Annotated in this window: 20 protein-coding genes, 1 tRNA gene and 1 riboswitch; of the genes, 18 read left to right on the top strand and 3 right to left on the bottom strand. The window is 48.3% G+C overall.

Annotated elements, in window-relative coordinates; translation table 11 throughout:
* From FGS84_RS26335 to FGS84_RS26310, 7 genes are all read left to right on the top strand, one after another.
* The coding region (locus FGS84_RS26335) for a DUF4261 domain-containing protein (RefSeq protein ID WP_138311193.1) at positions 1-485 on the top strand (485 nt) is incomplete at its 5' end.
* A complete protein-coding gene (locus FGS84_RS31060; RefSeq protein ID WP_002569121.1) occupies positions 486-626 on the top strand; it encodes a hypothetical protein in 141 nt (46 codons plus the stop codon).
* A gap of 28 nt (positions 627-654) precedes the next feature.
* Positions 655-1617 carry a WYL domain-containing protein gene (locus FGS84_RS26330; RefSeq protein ID WP_006773000.1) on the top strand — a complete coding sequence of 321 codons (963 nt, stop codon included), beginning with the start codon at positions 655-657 and terminating at the stop codon, positions 1615-1617.
* A gap of 131 nt (positions 1618-1748) precedes the next feature.
* Positions 1749-2117, top strand: coding sequence for a helix-turn-helix transcriptional regulator (locus FGS84_RS26325; RefSeq protein ID WP_002569119.1), 369 nt, complete (start codon positions 1749-1751; stop codon positions 2115-2117).
* Between the two features lie 11 nt (positions 2118-2128).
* Positions 2129-2743: an ImmA/IrrE family metallo-endopeptidase gene (locus FGS84_RS26320; RefSeq protein WP_002592912.1), complete on the top strand. Its 615-nt coding sequence runs from the start codon at positions 2129-2131 to the stop codon at positions 2741-2743.
* A gap of 104 nt (positions 2744-2847) precedes the next feature.
* Positions 2848-3384: a hypothetical protein gene (locus tag FGS84_RS26315; RefSeq protein WP_002592913.1), complete on the top strand. Its 537-nt coding sequence runs from the start codon at positions 2848-2850 to the stop codon at positions 3382-3384.
* Positions 3385-3684: 300 nt separating this feature from the next.
* Complete coding sequence (locus FGS84_RS26310) at positions 3685-4233, top strand: sigma-70 family RNA polymerase sigma factor (protein ID WP_006059623.1); 549 nt, start codon at positions 3685-3687, stop codon at positions 4231-4233.
* 68 nt (positions 4234-4301) lie between these two features.
* On the opposite strand, the gene FGS84_RS31275 is transcribed toward FGS84_RS26310, so the two are convergent.
* Entirely contained in the window at positions 4302-4496 is a 195-nt protein-coding gene (locus FGS84_RS31275; RefSeq protein ID WP_207671141.1) for a hypothetical protein, read from the bottom strand.
* Between the two features lie 224 nt (positions 4497-4720).
* On the opposite strand from FGS84_RS31275, the gene FGS84_RS26300 reads away from it, so the two are divergent.
* The 4 genes from FGS84_RS26300 to FGS84_RS26285 all read left to right on the top strand — a co-directional run bounded on the left by FGS84_RS26300 (position 4721) and on the right by FGS84_RS26285 (position 7270).
* Positions 4721-5101: a type II toxin-antitoxin system PemK/MazF family toxin gene (locus FGS84_RS26300; RefSeq protein WP_002569115.1), complete on the top strand. Its 381-nt coding sequence runs from the start codon at positions 4721-4723 to the stop codon at positions 5099-5101.
* A 30-nt stretch (positions 5102-5131) separates the two neighbouring features.
* Positions 5132-5359: a helix-turn-helix domain-containing protein gene (locus FGS84_RS26295; RefSeq protein WP_002569114.1), complete on the top strand. Its 228-nt coding sequence runs from the start codon at positions 5132-5134 to the stop codon at positions 5357-5359.
* A 104-nt stretch (positions 5360-5463) separates the two neighbouring features.
* On the top strand, positions 5464-5901 hold the full coding sequence (locus tag FGS84_RS26290; RefSeq protein WP_002569113.1) for a helix-turn-helix domain-containing protein: 438 nt from the start codon (positions 5464-5466) through the stop codon (positions 5899-5901).
* On the top strand, positions 5879-7270 hold the full coding sequence (locus FGS84_RS26285) for a tyrosine-type recombinase/integrase (RefSeq protein WP_007862346.1): 1392 nt from the start codon (positions 5879-5881) through the stop codon (positions 7268-7270). Before FGS84_RS26290 ends, FGS84_RS26285 begins: the two co-directional genes overlap by 23 nt.
* A 348-nt stretch (positions 7271-7618) precedes the next feature.
* Here FGS84_RS26285 and FGS84_RS26280 read toward each other — a convergent pair.
* A tRNA-Arg gene (locus tag FGS84_RS26280) sits at positions 7619-7695 on the bottom strand.
* 264 nt (positions 7696-7959) lie between these two features.
* Positions 7960-8820, bottom strand: a complete 861-nt coding sequence (locus FGS84_RS26275) for a DUF3881 family protein (RefSeq protein ID WP_347563894.1) — start codon at positions 8818-8820, stop codon at positions 7960-7962.
* A gap of 326 nt (positions 8821-9146) precedes the next feature.
* Positions 9147-9291, top strand: a riboswitch (glycine riboswitch).
* Positions 9292-9429: 138 nt separating this feature from the next.
* Here FGS84_RS26275 and gcvT point away from each other — a divergent pair.
* From gcvT to FGS84_RS26240, 7 genes are all read left to right on the top strand, one after another.
* Entirely contained in the window at positions 9430-10536 is a 1107-nt protein-coding gene (gene gcvT / locus FGS84_RS26270) for a glycine cleavage system aminomethyltransferase GcvT (protein WP_138311191.1), read from the top strand.
* 71 nt (positions 10537-10607) lie between these two features.
* Positions 10608-10988 (top strand): glycine cleavage system protein GcvH, encoded by a 381-nt coding sequence (gene gcvH, locus FGS84_RS26265; protein ID WP_138311190.1) that lies wholly within the window; start codon positions 10608-10610, stop codon positions 10986-10988.
* Positions 10989-11074: 86 nt separating this feature from the next.
* Positions 11075-12442, top strand: coding sequence for an aminomethyl-transferring glycine dehydrogenase subunit GcvPA (gene gcvPA, locus FGS84_RS26260; protein ID WP_138311189.1), 1368 nt, complete (start codon positions 11075-11077; stop codon positions 12440-12442).
* A complete protein-coding gene (gene gcvPB, locus FGS84_RS26255; RefSeq protein ID WP_138311188.1) occupies positions 12439-13872 on the top strand; it encodes an aminomethyl-transferring glycine dehydrogenase subunit GcvPB in 1434 nt (477 codons plus the stop codon). Before gcvPA ends, gcvPB begins: the two co-directional genes overlap by 4 nt.
* 128 nt (positions 13873-14000) lie before the next feature.
* Entirely contained in the window at positions 14001-15041 is a 1041-nt protein-coding gene (locus tag FGS84_RS26250) for a lipoate--protein ligase (protein WP_138311187.1), read from the top strand.
* Between the two features lie 35 nt (positions 15042-15076).
* The gene (gene lpdA, locus FGS84_RS26245) at positions 15077-16477 is read left to right on the top strand and encodes a dihydrolipoyl dehydrogenase (RefSeq protein WP_138311186.1); all 1401 of its coding nucleotides are present in this window, start codon (positions 15077-15079) and stop codon (positions 16475-16477) included.
* A gap of 111 nt (positions 16478-16588) precedes the next feature.
* Positions 16589-17188 (top strand): SOS response-associated peptidase family protein, encoded by a 600-nt coding sequence (locus FGS84_RS26240; RefSeq protein WP_138311185.1) that lies wholly within the window; start codon positions 16589-16591, stop codon positions 17186-17188.
* Positions 17189-17204: the final 16 nt, after the last annotated feature.

Below are 17204 nucleotides of genomic sequence, written 5' to 3'. Positions count from 1 at the left end.
CGCTGGAGCGTGCCAACCTGGATGCCGACTTTTTGGAGGCTCTGGCGGAGCTGTACCCCACCTGTGAGGCATTCTATTTCCAGAACTGCGGCAAACTGTTTCTGGCGGAGGATGTGCGTTCTCACCAGATTGAAGGCTCGGATCGGTTCATCCGCTTTGGCGTCAATGTCCGCTTCTTTAACATCGAGGGCACGGAGGATATGCTCATCGACACGGTGGGCATGAGCACCCTGTTCCTGCCCGACCTCCAATACCACTTCCACGACATGGACCCCAACTGGGTGGTAAACCACGCCTACAATGTGGCATCGTACATATTGGAACATGATAACCCCATTCAGGATGGTGAAACCATAGACGGCGTGGCGGATGGCCGGATGTGTCGGGAGATCCAGTGGAAGTGCCAGTATGAGGACGCCCTGATCCAGCCGCCCAGAGGGGTGCTGGACATCCACATGGGCGAATATGCCGCGGGAGGGCGTTGAATGAACGGCGTTGTGCTCCTGGTGGGCGGAATGCTGCTTGTGGCGGTGATCAAGCTGATCGTAGACCGGAATTGGATGGTTCTGCTTCTCTGTGCGGTTGCCCTGTTCCTGGTCTTTGGGGCTGGACATCATACAAAATAGGCCATTTTAAAAATCGAGGAGGTGAAGTATGCAGAATTCAACAAATATGCGGATACTGGAATTACTCCGGTTTCTCTATGAGCGGACCGATGAAAACCATCCCGCCACAGTATCTGACATCATTGCCCATCTGAATGGAAAAGGAATTCAGGCAGTGCGGCAGACTGTTTACGCAGATACCAATGCGCTGATCGATGCGGGGATTGATATTGTGGTGGTTAAGAGTACCCAAAACCAATATTTTATGGGAAACCGCCTGTTTGAGTATCCAGAACTGAAAATGCTGACAGACGCAGTAGCATCCTCGAAGATCATTTCTGCCAAGAAGTCTGAGGAGCTGGTGCAGAAATTATGCCGTCTGACCAGTCTACATCAGGCAAAGCAGCTTCAAAAATTTGCTGCTTTATCCAGCCGTGTCAAACCGCATAATGAAAAGGTTTACTACATCATTGACAATATCCAAACAGCGATTGGAAACCATCAGCAAATTCGGTTCCAATACTATGAATATACTCAAGAAAAAAAGAAAATCTTAAAGCATGATGGATATTATTATGTCGTAAATCCTTATGCGCTTGAATGGAAAAATGACCATTACTATTTGATTGGATTTTCTCTGAAGCATCAGAAAATTGCTCACTTCCGTGTAGATCGGCTAACAAGTGTAGAAAATCTGGAAACTTACTTTATGCCGATAGAGGGATTTGATGTAGCCTCCTATACAAATAAAATGGTTGATATGTTTACATCGGAGTCATCGAAGGAAGTAACCCTTCTATGTGAAAACGAATTGATGAGAGTAATCATAGATCATTATGGAGAAGATGCTGCTGTTGATAGGTATGATGATACACACTTCACAGCCAAAATTGAAGTGAACCCCAGTGGAACTTTTTATGGCTGGATATTCAAATTCAAAGGGAAAATAAAAATTCTCTCTCCCAAAGAGTGCATTACGGAAATGCAGCAAATCGCTCAGGAATTTATATAGCGCAAAAGAGGTGTTATTGATTTTTAACACCTCTTTTCAAATGAAATTTTTATCCTTGAAGTGAACAGATGTTCGATATACAATATAAGCAAGATGTTCGCAGTTCGTCGAACAAATGAGAGGTGAATGCTGTGGGCAATATAACTTTTGGATCATTTATAGCCGAGAAACGCAAGGCGCACAAATTCAATTTACGCGATACAGCCAAGCATTTGAATATTGCTTACGGTTATCTGTGTGATATTGAGCAAAGCCGCCGTCCTGCACCCAATGGAGATTTTGTGGAACGCATCTCTGCCTTTCTGAATTTGGATAAATCAGAACATGAGTTGCTTTTGGATCTGGCTGCAAAATCACGCAATACAGTATCTGCTGATTTGCCAGACTATATCATGGAAAAAGATATTGTTCGGGCAGCCTTGCGTGTGGCAAAAGAAGTAGATGCTACCGATGAAGAATGGCAGACATTTATGAAAATGCTAAAGGAGCGTAAACGATAGGGGGGAGAGCTTTGTCAATTCCACAAATCCGTACAGAAGCAATCGAGGCAGTAGGGCGAAAAATCCTGATGGAATATGATCCCTCTCTGCTATCCGGGCAACCATGTCCTGTGCCAATCGAAACCATTATCGAGACAAAGTTTGATCTAATCCTGGAGTTTCATACACTAAGAAAAAACCCCAAGATATTAGGGGAAACAATTTTCGATGACGGTGCTGTTGTCTTATATGACCAGATACAGAGACAGTATCGAATGATTGCAGTAAGAGCCGGTACAATCTTAATTGATGAACGGCTTTGTGATCCGTCAAAATTAGGGCGGCTCCGTTTTACCTGTGCCCATGAGCTGGCTCATTGGGTACTACATAAGAAGTTGTACTCTGGTACTGGAGATGTTGCTGCTTATAACGGAAATGTTTCTTCCGACGAAAGTCATGGCATAATTGAGCGTCAGGCGGATACTCTGGCTTCTGCTCTGCTGATGCCTTTACCGCAGATCAAAAAATGTTTTTACCGGCTTAAAATAGGCCGGACAGATGAACAGCTCATTGCTGAAATGGCAAATATTTTTGAGGTTTCCAAGCAAGCAATGCAGATTCGTCTAAAATCCAGAAACCTGATATAACCAAATGGGGGAATAGAGAGAGGCACTGCCCTCTCTCACGCTCCTCTGCTATGCTATTTTGTACCTAATATGTTCGCAATATTGCGAACAAGGAGGGATGTTCTATGAGAAAAGAAAGCACAACAATCCAAAAATGTAACAGCAGGCTAACAGCTTTGGGGCTTAACAGCGACGCTGCGTTTCATAGAAGTAAGCTGATTCTAAAGATTTACCGTGATGTAGTCTGGGTTCTGAGTGAACGGGCAGAAGAATTACAAGAAACTGCTTGGATTATGGGAGAACAAGATATAGAGTCTGGCCTCTGCTATCTTGAAAATTTTGCACCAGATATTGAACTGCAAGCCTTTGAAGAAAAAGTTTGCTGCCTTGTTCAAAATCAAATGCTAGTCAATATTATTGACCGTGCACTCCTTCGTCTGAAACGGTATCCGGATCGAGGAGAACTTTACTATGAAATTTTGACTAAGCAATTTATCTATCGGTTCAACAGTACAGAGAAAGAATTGCTGGAAGAACTAAATATAGAGCGCAGTGTCTTTTATGACCGAAAACGAGAAGCCATCTATTTATTTTCTGTTTGCTTGTTTGGATATTCTATTCCAGAAGTCCTGGAGGAGCTGCCCCGACTAAATCCCGACTAAATCCCGACAAATCCCCGACCTAATCCCTACTCCCTTCCGACTTCCGACCTGCTATACTTGTTATAGTGGCAGGAATGCGCTAAATTGAATACTTTTCTACATAAGGCCCGGCATTAACCGGGCTTTTTTCATTCCTGCTGCAATATGGCGGCAGGAACATGGCTGGAGGTGAAAACACTTCCGGCCTTTTTCTTTGCCCGGTATTAGGAGGCCGGTATGCGCTGGGAGGCGTACATAGCAAAATATCCATGACACCGTTCAAATTCGCTGACTACCAAGAATTTGAACGGAGGAAAGGATATGACGAGAGTATTCATTTGGAAAAATAACAGCCCACAGGAATGGGAGGAAATCAGTTTTTCAGCGTTCAGTAAGGCACGCCGCAATGGTTGCTTTACTGGGCGCTTTTTTGTTGAAACAGTCAAAATGTTCCGTGATGAAGATGACCGCATTATCATGGAATGTTCTCGCAAAGATTTTGAAAAATACCAACAGGAGGACCGCCACAGCCGCTATCTCCAGGAACATGAGAAAAGTCGCTCTATATTCCCGGCTTCTCATGTGGGAGATCGTGACGGCACAGAGGAAGGTTATCAGGATACAGATTTGTTTGTGGATGAATCTGTTGATACTGCGGAACAAGCTATTCAGAATTTACTTCTTGAGGATTTACACCAAGCTCTATTGAAACTGAGTCCAGCAGAACGAGATTTTATATTGTCCTATTATGAAATGAAAATACCAAATGCAACTTGTTTAGCCCAACGATATGGTATTACTCGGCAAGCCGCAGATAAGCGATTGAAAAAAATTGAAGAAAAAATAAAAAAGTTGGTTGCGATTTTCTAAAAAAGTGGCAGTAGCAAGTGAGAGGGAAATCCTTTCACTTGCACCTTGACAACCTCATATACGAATCATTAAGTTTGATCCTCTTTGGGCGTAATAGCCGCTACATCAGCGGTATATTTTCTGAGAGCTGCCACTCGCATAACAGGCCAACCCATTTTTGCTGTATAGATGAGTTTTCGGTTTATCAGAAATATATCAGGCTGGAATACATCGGATGGCATCCGGTCATGGCATAACAAGGAGGAAAGCTCTCTTACAGCCATAGTCCGAGCGTGATAATAACCGTCGCAGGCCATGGGTAAGACCAAACGAAGTGGAGGTGAAACTCCTGAGAAGCAGGCCAGCCACCTGCGGCTTAATGATTACCCAAATCCCTGGGGTGTCGTGGACAAGTAAGGGATAAAACAGGCGCTAAATTGAAGGAGACTCTGTAATTTGCAGAGCCTCCTTCTTACATAATCAAATCTCAAAACATAGGAGGATGAACATGAAAGAAGATTGGATTTATAAGCGTGGGGATTTATATTATGCCAATTTGAACCCTTATTTTGGATCAGAGCAAGGCGGCACCCGTCCTGTCCTGGTTCTTCAAAACAATGTGGGGAATTTTTTCTGCCCCACTTTGATCGTAGCTCCACTCACCAGTAAATGGATTAAGAAAAAGGAACTGCCCACACACTATGCACTGGAGAGCGTTCCAGAGCTTGGACTGAAATCTGTTGTTCTGCTGGAGCAAATTAAAACGATTGATAAAAGGCGTGTTTTATCGTACATTGGGCGCGTATCTCGCGAAGAAATGAGAGCGATTGATGATGCTCTGCAAGTTAGTTTAGATATTCATATTCCGGAGGAAATGGAGGCTCCGTAAGGCCACTTACCGGATAAAGGAGGCGTTTTTATGTTTGAAGCAAGAATTGCGGAATTGAACCGCTTTAATGAACAAAATCCTGTCAGCTATGACAAAAGAACCTATACGGTCGATGAGATTCAGGACATTCTGGGTATCAGTCGTCCCACAGCATATAATCTGGTAAAACAGGGTGTATTCCACAGCGTCAGAGTCGGCGGTCATATCCGCATTTCCAAAAAGAGCTTTGATGACTGGCTGGATCACGCAGATGAATGATTTGTCAAGGATGCCGATCTCCAAATCGACATCCTTAACTTTTTTTCTGCTTTCTCTTACAATGAGGCCATAGCAAGAAAAACTTTATAGAGGAGGCAAAAGCCATGCAAAAACAAAGAGTAAAGACCAGTATGTCTGTACCAGAGATGGGCAAAATGCTTGGGCTTGGTAAAGTAGAATCCTACTGGTTGGTTAAAAAGAACTATTTCAAAACAATTCAAGTGGCCGGACGAATGAGAGTTATGCTGGATAGCTTTGAAGATTGGTATGCCGGCCAGTTCCACTATAAAAAAGTGGATGGTACACCGCCCGGAGAGAAATGGAGGCATACTACGATGTCAGTTCCGGAAATGGCGGATCTTTTGGGGCTGAAATCTGGCACAGCTTATGACCTTGTTAAAAGGGGCTATTTTGAGACGACCTTGATTGATCGAAGAATTCGTATCATTACCAGCAGTTTTGAAGCCTGGTATCAAAAGCAAACTCATTATGTGAAAATCTCAGAAAGGAGCAATGAAAATGGCATCTATCGTGAAGCGTAAAAGCAAATATTCTGTGGTGTATGATTACACAGATGAAAACGGAAAACGCAGACAGCGTTGGGAAACCTTCAGCACAAATGCAGAAGCAAAAAAACGAAAAAAGCAAATTGAGTATGAGCAGGACTCTGGAACCTTCTTTATTCCTACGGCAAAGACCCTGAACGATCTGCTCGATGAATATATGTCCATCTATGGTGTAAATACCTGGGCAATGTCAACATATGAAAGCCGCCGTGGTCTGGCGAGAAACTACATAACTCCTATTATCGGAGATATGTTACTATCCGACATCACTCCAAGGATGATGGATAAGTATTACCGTGATCTGCTCTCTGTGAAAACGGTAAGCGTCAACAACCGCAAACCCACAAGCGAATATCTGACCCCGCATACAGTAAGAGAAATTCACAAGCTACTTCGCAGTGCCTTTAATCAGGCGGTGCGTTGGGAACTAATCAGCCGTAACCCTGTCCTGAATGCGACACTTCCCAAAGAAGAACATAAAGAACGGGATATATGGACTGCCGAAACGCTGAGCAAGGCTATGGAAGTCTGTGATGATCCTATCCTCTCCCTTGCCTTAAATCTGGCGTTCTCCTGCTCTTTACGCATTGGTGAAATGCTGGGCCTTACCTGGGACTGCATTGATATTGCACCACAGAGCATAGAAAATGGTTCAGCTTATATATTCGTCAACAAAGAGCTGCAACGGGTTACACGAGGTGCATTGGACGATTTGAGCGACAAAGGTGTTATTAAGAAGTTTCCACCTTGCATAGCCAGTACCCATACTGCTCTGGTCCTGAAAGAGCCTAAAACCAAAACCAGTATTCGCCGCGTGTACCTGCCGAAAACAGTTGCCTATATGCTGGTAGAGAGAAAAAAAGAAATTGATGAGCTGATGGATCTGTTTGGAGATGAATACATCGACAATAACCTGGTCTTTTGCTCCAGCAATGGCCGTCCGATGGAAAGCCAGGTGATTAACCGTGCTTTCAATAAACTTATCAAAGAAAACGGACTGCCTCATGTTGTATTCCATTCTCTCCGTCACTCCAGTATCACCTACAAGCTGAAACTCAATGGTGGCGATATGAAATCCGTCCAGGGCGACTCTGGTCATGCTCAGGTAAAAATGGTTGCAGATGTCTACTCTCACATCATCGACGAGGATCGCTGCATAAACGCTCAGCGATTGGAGGAAGCATTTTACTCATCCAAGACTCCTGACCCTGTTGAAGATACAGAGCCTAAAACTGCGGATACTGCCGTCACTGAAAGTGATGAAAGTGATGCAGCGAAGATACTGGAACTGCTTAAAAATCCCGAAACTGCCGCACTGCTCAAGCAGCTGGCAAAAGCTTTATAAAGTCCCTCCCTCAGAAGAACGCCTCTCACTTTGTGAGAGGTTTTCTTCGTTTGAACCACTTTGCACAGTGACCAAACACTTTTTTTGTTAGCAAGGTTCTGAAAGCATTTTTGAGCGATGTTAGCAAATTCGCGATTTTGTTTGCAACTTCCTCTAATTTCTGCTAACAAATGTTTGCAAGTTCCTTTGGTAAAAATCGAACCTCTGACTTACCGCCTTTCTTAGCAAAAGGCCAAATCTCGTTAGCAAATGTTAGCAAACCAAGTTTTTTTGCAAAAAAGCCACAAAAGCCGCAGAAATAAGAAAAGCCGAAAACCCTGATAAATCAAAGGTTTTCGGCGTGTTTGCTGGCGTCCCTGGCGGGATTCGAACCCACGGCCTTTCGCTTAGGAGGCGAACGCTCTATCCTGCTGAGCTACAGAGACATCTATTCAATTAAAATTGGTAACGATCACTTTTCATCGTAAGGCGGCCGGTAGAGCATAACCTTAGGAGGCGGACGCTCTATCCTGCTGAGCTACAGAAACACAAATATAAGGCGGGCCGTATGATACTCATGCGGTCCGCCTTATATGATAACCTATGTGTTAAAAAAAATCAAGTCCTATTTTTAAATAAACATCCCCAATTCACCCTGGGACGCCTTGAACCAATATCCGGGAATATCCAATCCATATTCCGTCCCGCGCTTAAAACAGCACCGTGCCCTGCATCCACACCTGCCCCTTAAAGCGCCGCCCAATCCTGGGTTCGCCCAGCAGGTCCTGTTTGTTGACGGCCACATGGAAAACCATGTCGTTGCAGTCCAGCTTCAGGTCATATATCTCTTCCTTGGTAATCCGGTTGGCAATCGTATTGATTTGTGTGATTTCCCCTATGACGGAGTACTGGTCGCACTCTATGCCGCAGGGCATGAAACAGGTTTCTATGATGGAGTATACATCCTCATGGGCAATCCGTCTGGAAACCATGGAGTAGAGGTCGATATCCTCGATGGTCAGGGTCTCAATGGCATCCTCGTCGCCGTGCTTGGCTGCCTCCAGGAGGCTGCTGCGTTTTTGGGCGGCCTGCCGGGAATCCTCGGCCTGTTTTTCCGTTTTATTCACAGGCAGCAGCACCTTTCCCTGAACAGCCAGGCCCGCAAGGGCAGCACCCTTTGGCTGGACAGGCTGACGGGCCTTGCGGCGCATCCTGTACTCCATGGAATTCTCCATGTAGAAAATCAGGGATATGCCCACCCTGTATTCATCAAGAAGGCCTGCATAAGTTTCACGCTCCGTGTGACGCTGGATGGAACATTCTGCCTCTGAACTTACATCCTGGTTTTTGACATAGGGAAAATAATATTCACGGCTGAACGTACCCTTGGGACTCATCTCCCCTATCATGGCAACTCCCATACCGGGAGCCACTTCTGCGCGCAGCTCACAGAGGCGGCTGCCCTCCTGTTCTGCCAGGTGGCCGGTCATCTCCGCTTCCTTTACCAGGCGTTTTAAAAGCTTCGCCATATCCTGTTTTTTCTGGTACATACTGAATCCTACTGTCCGCATAAACTTATGCATCTTGTCACCTTCTTTCATTTGAGATTTTGCTCAGTTAAAACCGTACTCATACAAGAATGAGGCCAAAGGAACCCCTTCGCCTCATCACCTTTGCTCATTATATACTACTTCATAGGAGATTACCAGTATTTTTTCTAAATAAACCGTAAAATATTCGTGAAAATAAGTTTGGAAAATAAGGCGAAAAATGCGATTAATGTGTTAAAATTTAAACACCTTTTAGCTATTGACTGAAAATCCCGGCTGTGTTAGTATGGGATTAGCACAAGGCAAGCCGGTGGGAATTGCGTTTGCGGACAATTTTATATCATCGGAAGATGGATTCGGGAGAGACTGACAGCCATGGGCGGAAGATAGAGGAGATGCGGGAAACTGCATATCCACGTATATTCAGACACCCAGGGGGCAGCGCCGAAGGGGAAGCGGAAAACTCTCAGGCAAAAGGACCGGATACCGGACGATACTCTGGAGAGCATAGCACCGAAGAAGCCAAATCTTTCAGGTCCAAGGACAGAGCGCATGAACATCTTTTGTTCGTGCGCTTTCATAATCTTATATTGTTAAGGACCAGACAATTTCATGAAGGAGGTAGTGATTATGGGCACAGAAGCAACAGGGGAGGTTTTGTTAAAAACACCTCTCTACGACACACACGTAAAGTATAAGGGCAAGATTGTACCTTTTGCAGGGTATCTTCTGCCGGTACAGTACGATAAGGGTGTCATCGAGGAGCATATGGCAGTACGCACCAAGTGCGGTCTTTTCGACGTGTCGCACATGGGGGAAGTGATTTGCAAGGGACCGGACGCGCTTAAGAATCTGAACATGCTTCTCACCAATGACTATACGGTCATGGCAGAGGGCCAGGCCAGGTACAGCCCCATGTGCAATGAACAGGGCGGCGTGGTGGATGACCTGATTGTCTATAAGGTCAGGGATGACTGCTATTTTATCGTGGTCAATGCATCCAACAAGGATAAGGACTATGCATGGATGAAGGCCCATCAGTCGGGGGATGTTGTATTTGATGACATTTCCTCCCAGGTGGCGCAGCTGGCCCTGCAGGGACCAAAGGCAATGGATGTGCTTAAGAAGGTGGCCAGGGAGGAGGACATTCCTGAGAAATATTATACCTGCCTTTTTGACCGCATGGTGGGCGGCATGAAATGCATTATATCCAAGACCGGTTACACGGGGGAGGATGGAGTGGAGATTTATCTGGCACCGGAGGATGCTCCTAAGATGTGGGAACTGCTCTTGGAGGCAGGAAAGGACGAGGGACTGATTCCATGCGGTTTAGGCGCCAGGGATACCCTGAGACTGGAAGCCGGCATGCCTTTATACGGTCATGAGATGGATGATACCATTTCTCCCAAGGAAGCAGGGCTGGGAATTTTTGTGAAGATGGATAAGGATGATTTCATCGGAAAACAGGCCATCCAGGACAAGGGACCTCTGACCAGAAAACGTGTGGGATTAAAGGTAACCGGACGGGGCATCATCCGGGAGCACCAGCCTGTTTACATAGGGGAACAGCAGGTGGGTATGACCACCTCCGGCACACACTGCCCGTTCCTGGGATATCCGGCAGCCATGGCCCTGGTTGACATAGGATTCAAGGAGCCGGGAACCGCACTGGAAGTGGATGTAAGGGGACGACGCGTGGCTGCAGAGGTGGTGAAGCTGCCATTTTATAAACGGTAACGGTACAGCAGATATAAAAAGTATGATTTATAAATATAATAAAGAACAGCATGTTCAAGGAGGTATTAAGAATGAATTTTCCAGAAGATTTAAAGTATGCGAAGTCACATGAGTGGGTAAAGACCCTGGAGGACGGCACTGTTTTAGTGGGACTGTCAGATTATGCACAGGACGCTCTCGGGGATTTGGTATTCGTAAACCTGCCCGAGGCAGGAGACGAGGTGACAGAGGGAGAGTCGTTTGCAGATGTGGAGTCCGTAAAGGCTGTTTCGGATGTGTATTCACCGGTCAGCGGCACGGTGGCAGAGGTCAACGAGGGTCTGCTGGACGCTCCGGAATCCATCAATGAGGCGCCTTATGAGGCGTGGTTCATGAAGGTGGAGAATGTAACCGGCACAGCGCAGCTGATGAGCGCGGCAGAGTATGAGGAGTATGTGAAGACCCTGGATTAATTGGAATACGGATTAGCCCGGAACAGAGATTTATTAAATTAAGACGGGGAAGGTATTCCATCCCATGAGAGGTGAGGTGAGATTATATGGGAAGTTATGTACCAGGTACGAAGCAGGAGCAGCAGGATATGCTTCGTGAAATTGGGTTTGCCAGCTTTGAGGAGATGTTCTCCCATATACCGGATGAGGTAATGCTGAAGGAAGGGGTCAATATCCCTTCAGGACTCAGCGAGCAGGCAGTTAAGAGCAGGATGGAGGACATAGCCGGTAAGAATGTTGTGTTCCGCCATATTTTCAGAGGTGCAGGAGCTTATAACCATTACATACCTGCCATTGTTTCAAGTGTAACGTCAAAAGAGGAGTTTGTCACAGCCTATACGCCTTATCAGGCGGAAATCAGCCAGGGCATCCTCCAGTCCATATTTGAGTATCAGACCATGCTCTGTGAGCTTACAGGCATGGATGCCTCCAACGCATCCATATATGACAGCGCCACAGCCGCGGCGGAAGCCATTGCCATGTGTAAGGAGAGAAAGAAAACAACAGCCTATATTTCCGCGGCTGCAAACCCGGGCGTTATCGAGGTCATGAAGACATACTGCTTTGGCAGCAATACAAAGGTTGTCATGGTTCCGGAAAAAGACGGGGTAACGGATGCGGCAGCCCTGGAGGAGCTTCTGAAGGCGGACCCGCAGGCAGCATGCTTCTATGTACAGCAGCCCAACTATTACGGCAATATCGAAGACGGGGATGCCCTGGGCCGCATTGTCCATGGGGCAGGAGCCAAGTACATCATGGGCTGCAACCCGATGGCGTTAGCTGTTATGAAGACGCCGGCTGAATACGGGGCGGATATTGCAGTTGGCGACGGCCAGCCCCTTGGTATGCCTCTGGCATTCGGAGGACCTTATCTGGGATTCATGACAGCCACGGCAGCCATGACCAGGAAGCTTCCGGGCCGTATTGTGGGAGAGACAGCTGATAACCAGGGACGCAGGGCATTTGTCCTTACCCTCCAGGCACGGGAACAGCACATACGCCGTGAAAAGGCCAGCTCCAATGTGTGCTCCAACCAGGCATGGTGTGCCCTGACTGCATCTGTATACATGACGGCCATGGGTGCAGAGGGCATGGCTAAGGCAGCGGACCAGTGCATGTCCAAGGCCCACTATCTCAGGGACGTGTTAAAGGAAGCAGGACTTGAGCCAAAGCATGAATGTGAATTCTTCCACGAATTTGTAACCGTAAGCCCGGAGGGCAAGTGTACGGACAGCGCCCATATATTAAGGGCTTTGGAAAGCAAGGGAATACTGGGCGGACTGCCGTTGTCCGACAGGGAAATCCTCTGGTGCGCAACGGAGATGAACACCAGGGAAGAGATGGATGAGCTTGCCTCAGCTGTACGGGAGGCGCTTCACAGGGAATGCGGACAAAAGGAGGTGTGCGGTTCATGAAACTTGTATTTGAAAAAGGGTCAGCCGGGAGAAGGCTGGATTTAATCAGCCCCTGCGACGTGCCCCAGGTGTCGTTTGAAAAAGCACATACCCGTGAGAGACAGCCGCGCCTTCCGCATATGTCGGAAAATGAAATCAGCCGCCATTATACGGAGCTGGCAAAGCGTTCCCACGGTGTCAACGACGGTTTCTATCCTCTGGGCTCCTGTACCATGAAGTACAACCCAAAAGTCAATGAGGAAGCAGCTGCCTTGAAGGGATTTAAGGGAGTCCATCCGCTGCAGCCGGAGGCTACGGTGCAGGGCTCCATGGAAGTATTATATCTGGCGGAGAAATATCTCTGCGAAATCACAGGCATGGATGCAATGACATTCCAGCCAGCGGCAGGCGCTCACGGTGAGTTTACAGGACTGCTCTTAATCAAGGCATACCACGTTCATCACAATGACACCAAGCGCACCAAGATTATTGTGCCTGACTCTGCCCATGGAACCAATCCTGCCAGCGCTGCCATGTGCGGCTATGACGTGGTGAGCATTCCGTCCAGGGAGGACGGCTGTGTGGATTTGGAGCAGTTAAAGGCAGCGGTAGGAGACGACACAGCCGGTCTGATGCTGACCAATCCCAATACCGTTGGATTATTTGACAAGAACATACTGGAAATCACTAAAATAGTACATGATGCAGGCGGACTGTGTTACTATGACGGCGCTAATCTGAATGCGGTCATGGGCATTGTACGGCCGGGCGACATGGGCTTTGACGTGGTCCATCTGAACCTGCACAAGACATTCTCCACACCCCACGGCGGCGGCGGACCTGGAAGCGGTCCTGTGGGCTGCAAGGAATTCTTAAAGCCCTTTATACCAGGCGTACGGGTGGAGAAGGACGGGGAAACATATCACTTTGTAAAGGCACAGGAATCCATTGGGGACGTGAAGATGTTCTACGGCAACTTCCTGGTGGTGGTGAAGGCATTGTCCTACATCCTGACCCTTGGAAAGGAGGGCATCCCGGAGGCAGCCTGCAATGCAGTGCTGAATGCCAACTATATGAGGGTAAAGCTGTCGGATGTCTATGATATGGCTTACAATGAGACATGTATGCATGAATTTGTTATGAGCCTGGAGAAGATGAAGCATGACAAGGATGTGTCTGCCATGGATATCGCCAAGGCGCTTCTGGATTACGGCATCCATCCGCCGACCATGTACTTCCCGCTGATTGTACATGAGGCGCTGATGGTGGAGCCTACAGAGACAGAGTCCAGGGAAACACTGGATGAAGCCATCGAGGTATTCCACAAGATTTACGAGCAGGCCCTGGCAGACCCTGAGGCACTTCACAGCGCGCCTCACCTGACGCCCATTGGAAGACCGGATGAGGTTACGGCGGCACGTAAGCCGGTACTGCGCTATACTTGGGAATGATGATGAAAATGTAACAGGACTGCCTGGACAGCCGGTATGTTCCTGGTCATGTACGGATATCCGTGATATCTGTATACGGCCGGGGAACGGACTGCCCAGGCAGCCTTTCTATAAGGATGGAGAATGACATGATAAACAGACTTGTGTGGATAGATACAGATAATACATATCCCTACCGGAATCTGGCCATGGAGGAGTACATGACCCTCAATGTTCCCAAGGGAACCTGCATCATGTACCTGTGGCAGAACCGCCATACGGTGGTGATAGGAAAGAACCAGAATTGCTGGAGGGAATGCAGGGTGAACTTCCTGGAGCAGGAGGACGGCTATCTGGTGCGCCGTCTCTCAGGCGGAGGCGCGGTGTTCCATGATTTGGGCAACCTGAACTTCACATTTATTGCCGGGGCGGAGGATTATAATGTTTCGCGCCAGCTGGATGTGATACTGGAGGCTGTAAGGAGCCTGGGCATCCATGCTGAGAAGACAGGGCGCAATGACATAACGGTGGATGGACGCAAGTTTTCCGGCAATGCATTTTACCGCACCGGTGACGGCTGCTACCACCATGGAACCATATTGATACGGGCCGACAAGGAAAATATGTCCCGTTATCTGAATGTGTCAAAGGAAAAGCTTGCCTCCAAAGGCGTGACCTCGGTTAAATCCAGGGTGGCCAATTTATGTGAGTTTAAGCCGGATATCACCTTGGAGGAAGTAAAATCCGCACTGGTGGAGGCATTTTCCAGGGTATACGGGCTGCCCGCAGTCCGCATGGAGGAAGGGGAGCTGCCTCAGCCGGACATAGATGCACTGACAGAGAAATTTGCATCCTGGCAGTGGAAATACGGCAGAAAGATTCCTTTTGAGTACGAGATGGAGAAGCGTTTTCCATGGGGTAATATACAGATGCAGTTCCATGTGGATGCAGGAGTGATACAGGACGTGAATGTATTCTCCGATGCCATGGACCAGGAGATGATAGGAGAATTGGCGGAACAGCTAAAGGGCTGCGCCTATGCGGAGGAAGATATCTGCAGGGCAGTGGAAGCCCTTGGGCCGGATGCCTTCCAGGCAGGAGAGGCCGCAGGTGAAGAAAACAGGGCGGACATACCGCAGGCATGCAGGATAAAAGAGGACATCAAGGCCCTTGTCAGGGAATCGCTGTAAACGCAGAACATGAATGGAAGAGAGGTTAAGTTATTATGGCTGACAGATTTGATTTGGTGGTGATTGGCGCGGGACCGGGCGGTTATGAGGCTGCCATTGAAGGGGCGGAAAATGGGATGAGGGTCGCCCTGGTGGAAAACCGTGAGCTGGGAGGCACCTGTCTGAACCGGGGATGCATTCCCACCAAAACAATACTCCATACAGCAGAGCTGTACCATGAATTACAGTCAGGCCCATCCATTGGACTGACAGTCCGGGACACGGCAGTCGATATGGAGATGGTCCAGAGACGGAAGGATGAGGTACTGGAACAGTTGAGAAAGGGCATTGCCTCACTTATGAAAACCAACAAGATTTCTGTTTATTACGGTACGGGAGTCATACTGGACAGGGAGCATGTGAAGGTGGCGCCGGCAGAAGAGGCCGGAGACAGGCCGGACCAGATTATTCTGGAAACCAGCCATATTCTCATTGCCACAGGTTCCGTGCCTGCATGCCCGCCCATACCCGGCGCATCGCTGCCAGGAGTGGTTACCAGCGACGGGCTGCTGGACAAGAAGGATATGTTTGGTCATCTGATTATTATAGGCGGCGGGGTAATCGGTATGGAATTTGCGTCTGTGTACAGTTCGCTGGGCCACGGCGTAACCGTAATCGAGGCCCTGGACCGCATCCTGCCCACTATGGACAAGGAGATTGCCCAGAACCTGAAGATGATTATGAAAAAAAGGAATGTAGATATCCATACAGGGGCAAAGGTGGAGGAAATCCTTCAGACAGAGGATGGGTCCGGGCTTATATGCCGCTATACGGAAAAGGACAAACCCTGCGAGGCCAGGGCTGACGGCATCCTTATCGCCACGGGGCGCAGGGCCTATACAGGCGGTCTCATAACAGATGAGAGCAGCCAGGAAGTGAAGGATATGGAAATGGAGCGCGGGCGCATTGTCACGGATGAGAAATATGAAACCAGCGTACCGGGTATCTATGCCATCGGCGATGTCACGGGAGGCATCCAGCTGGCCCACGCAGCCACCGCCCAGGGCAGAAACGCAGTGACCCATATGGCAGGCAGGGATATGGCAATCCGTACGGATATTGTTCCGTCCTGCGTGTATACAAACCCGGAAATCGGCTGCGTGGGAATCAGTGCAGATGAGGCCAAGGCCCGGGGGATAGAAACCGTGACAAAGAAATATATTATGTCCGCCAACGGCAAGTCCATTCTGTCCCAGCAGGAACGGGGATTCATAAAGGTAGTGGCGGACAGCGGCTCCCACCGCATCCTGGGCGCCCAGATGATGTGCGCCAGGGCCACGGATATGATTAGCCAGTTTGCGGTGGCCATTGCCAATGGACTGACGCTGGAGGATATGGCTAAGGTTATTTTCCCACATCCCACATTTAGCGAGGGAATATTGGAAGCAGTGAGATAGGCGGGTAAAATACCGCTATATGGACAGAATAGGGATTAAGGGTAGAATATTTATAAAGAATATAATACCCATTAAGGATAGAATATTTACGAAAGGGCAGGCAGGGATTTCATGTGCGGCAGATATCATTTCAGTATGGAATTATTGGATGAGATAAGGGACTTAACAGAGCAGAGGGACTGGAAGCTGGAGCTGGGAGTGCTGGACCGGGACATCCGCCCAGGCGACACTGCGCCGGTTATTGCGGCGGCAGCAGATGAAGGCCCGGACAACAGGCTCTGTATTTGCCGCCAGAAATGGGGATACCCCGGGCCCGGCGGCAAAGGGCTGGTTTTTAACGCCAGGTCGGAGTCCGTGTTTGAGAAGCGGATGTTCCGGGACAGTGTGAGGCTGCGCCGGGCCGCGGTCCCTGTTTCCTGGTTTTATGAGTGGAATGGGAATAAAGAGAAGTTTACATTTACAAGGGCGGGAAGCCGTGTCCTGTTTCTGGCAGGATTTTACGGCAGGTATGAGGACGGAGACCGCTTTGTCATTCTGACCACCCAGGCCAATGCCTCCATGGCCCCTGTCCACAGCCGCATGCCTCTGGTACTTGAAAAGGAACAGGTAAGGGAATGGATTCTGGACAGCGGTAAGACAAAAGAACTGCTGGGGCAGGAACCGCCCCAACTGGAAAGGGACTGCGAGTACGAACAGCAGACCCTGTTCTGAGCCATGAACAGGGTCT

It is taken from the genome of Clostridium sp. 1001271st1 H5 (assembly GCF_005845215.1).
Classification (GTDB): domain Bacteria; phylum Bacillota; class Clostridia; order Lachnospirales; family Lachnospiraceae; genus Enterocloster.
Note: the sequence above shows the minus strand (reverse complement) of the source record. Positions and strands in the feature narration are given on the sequence as shown.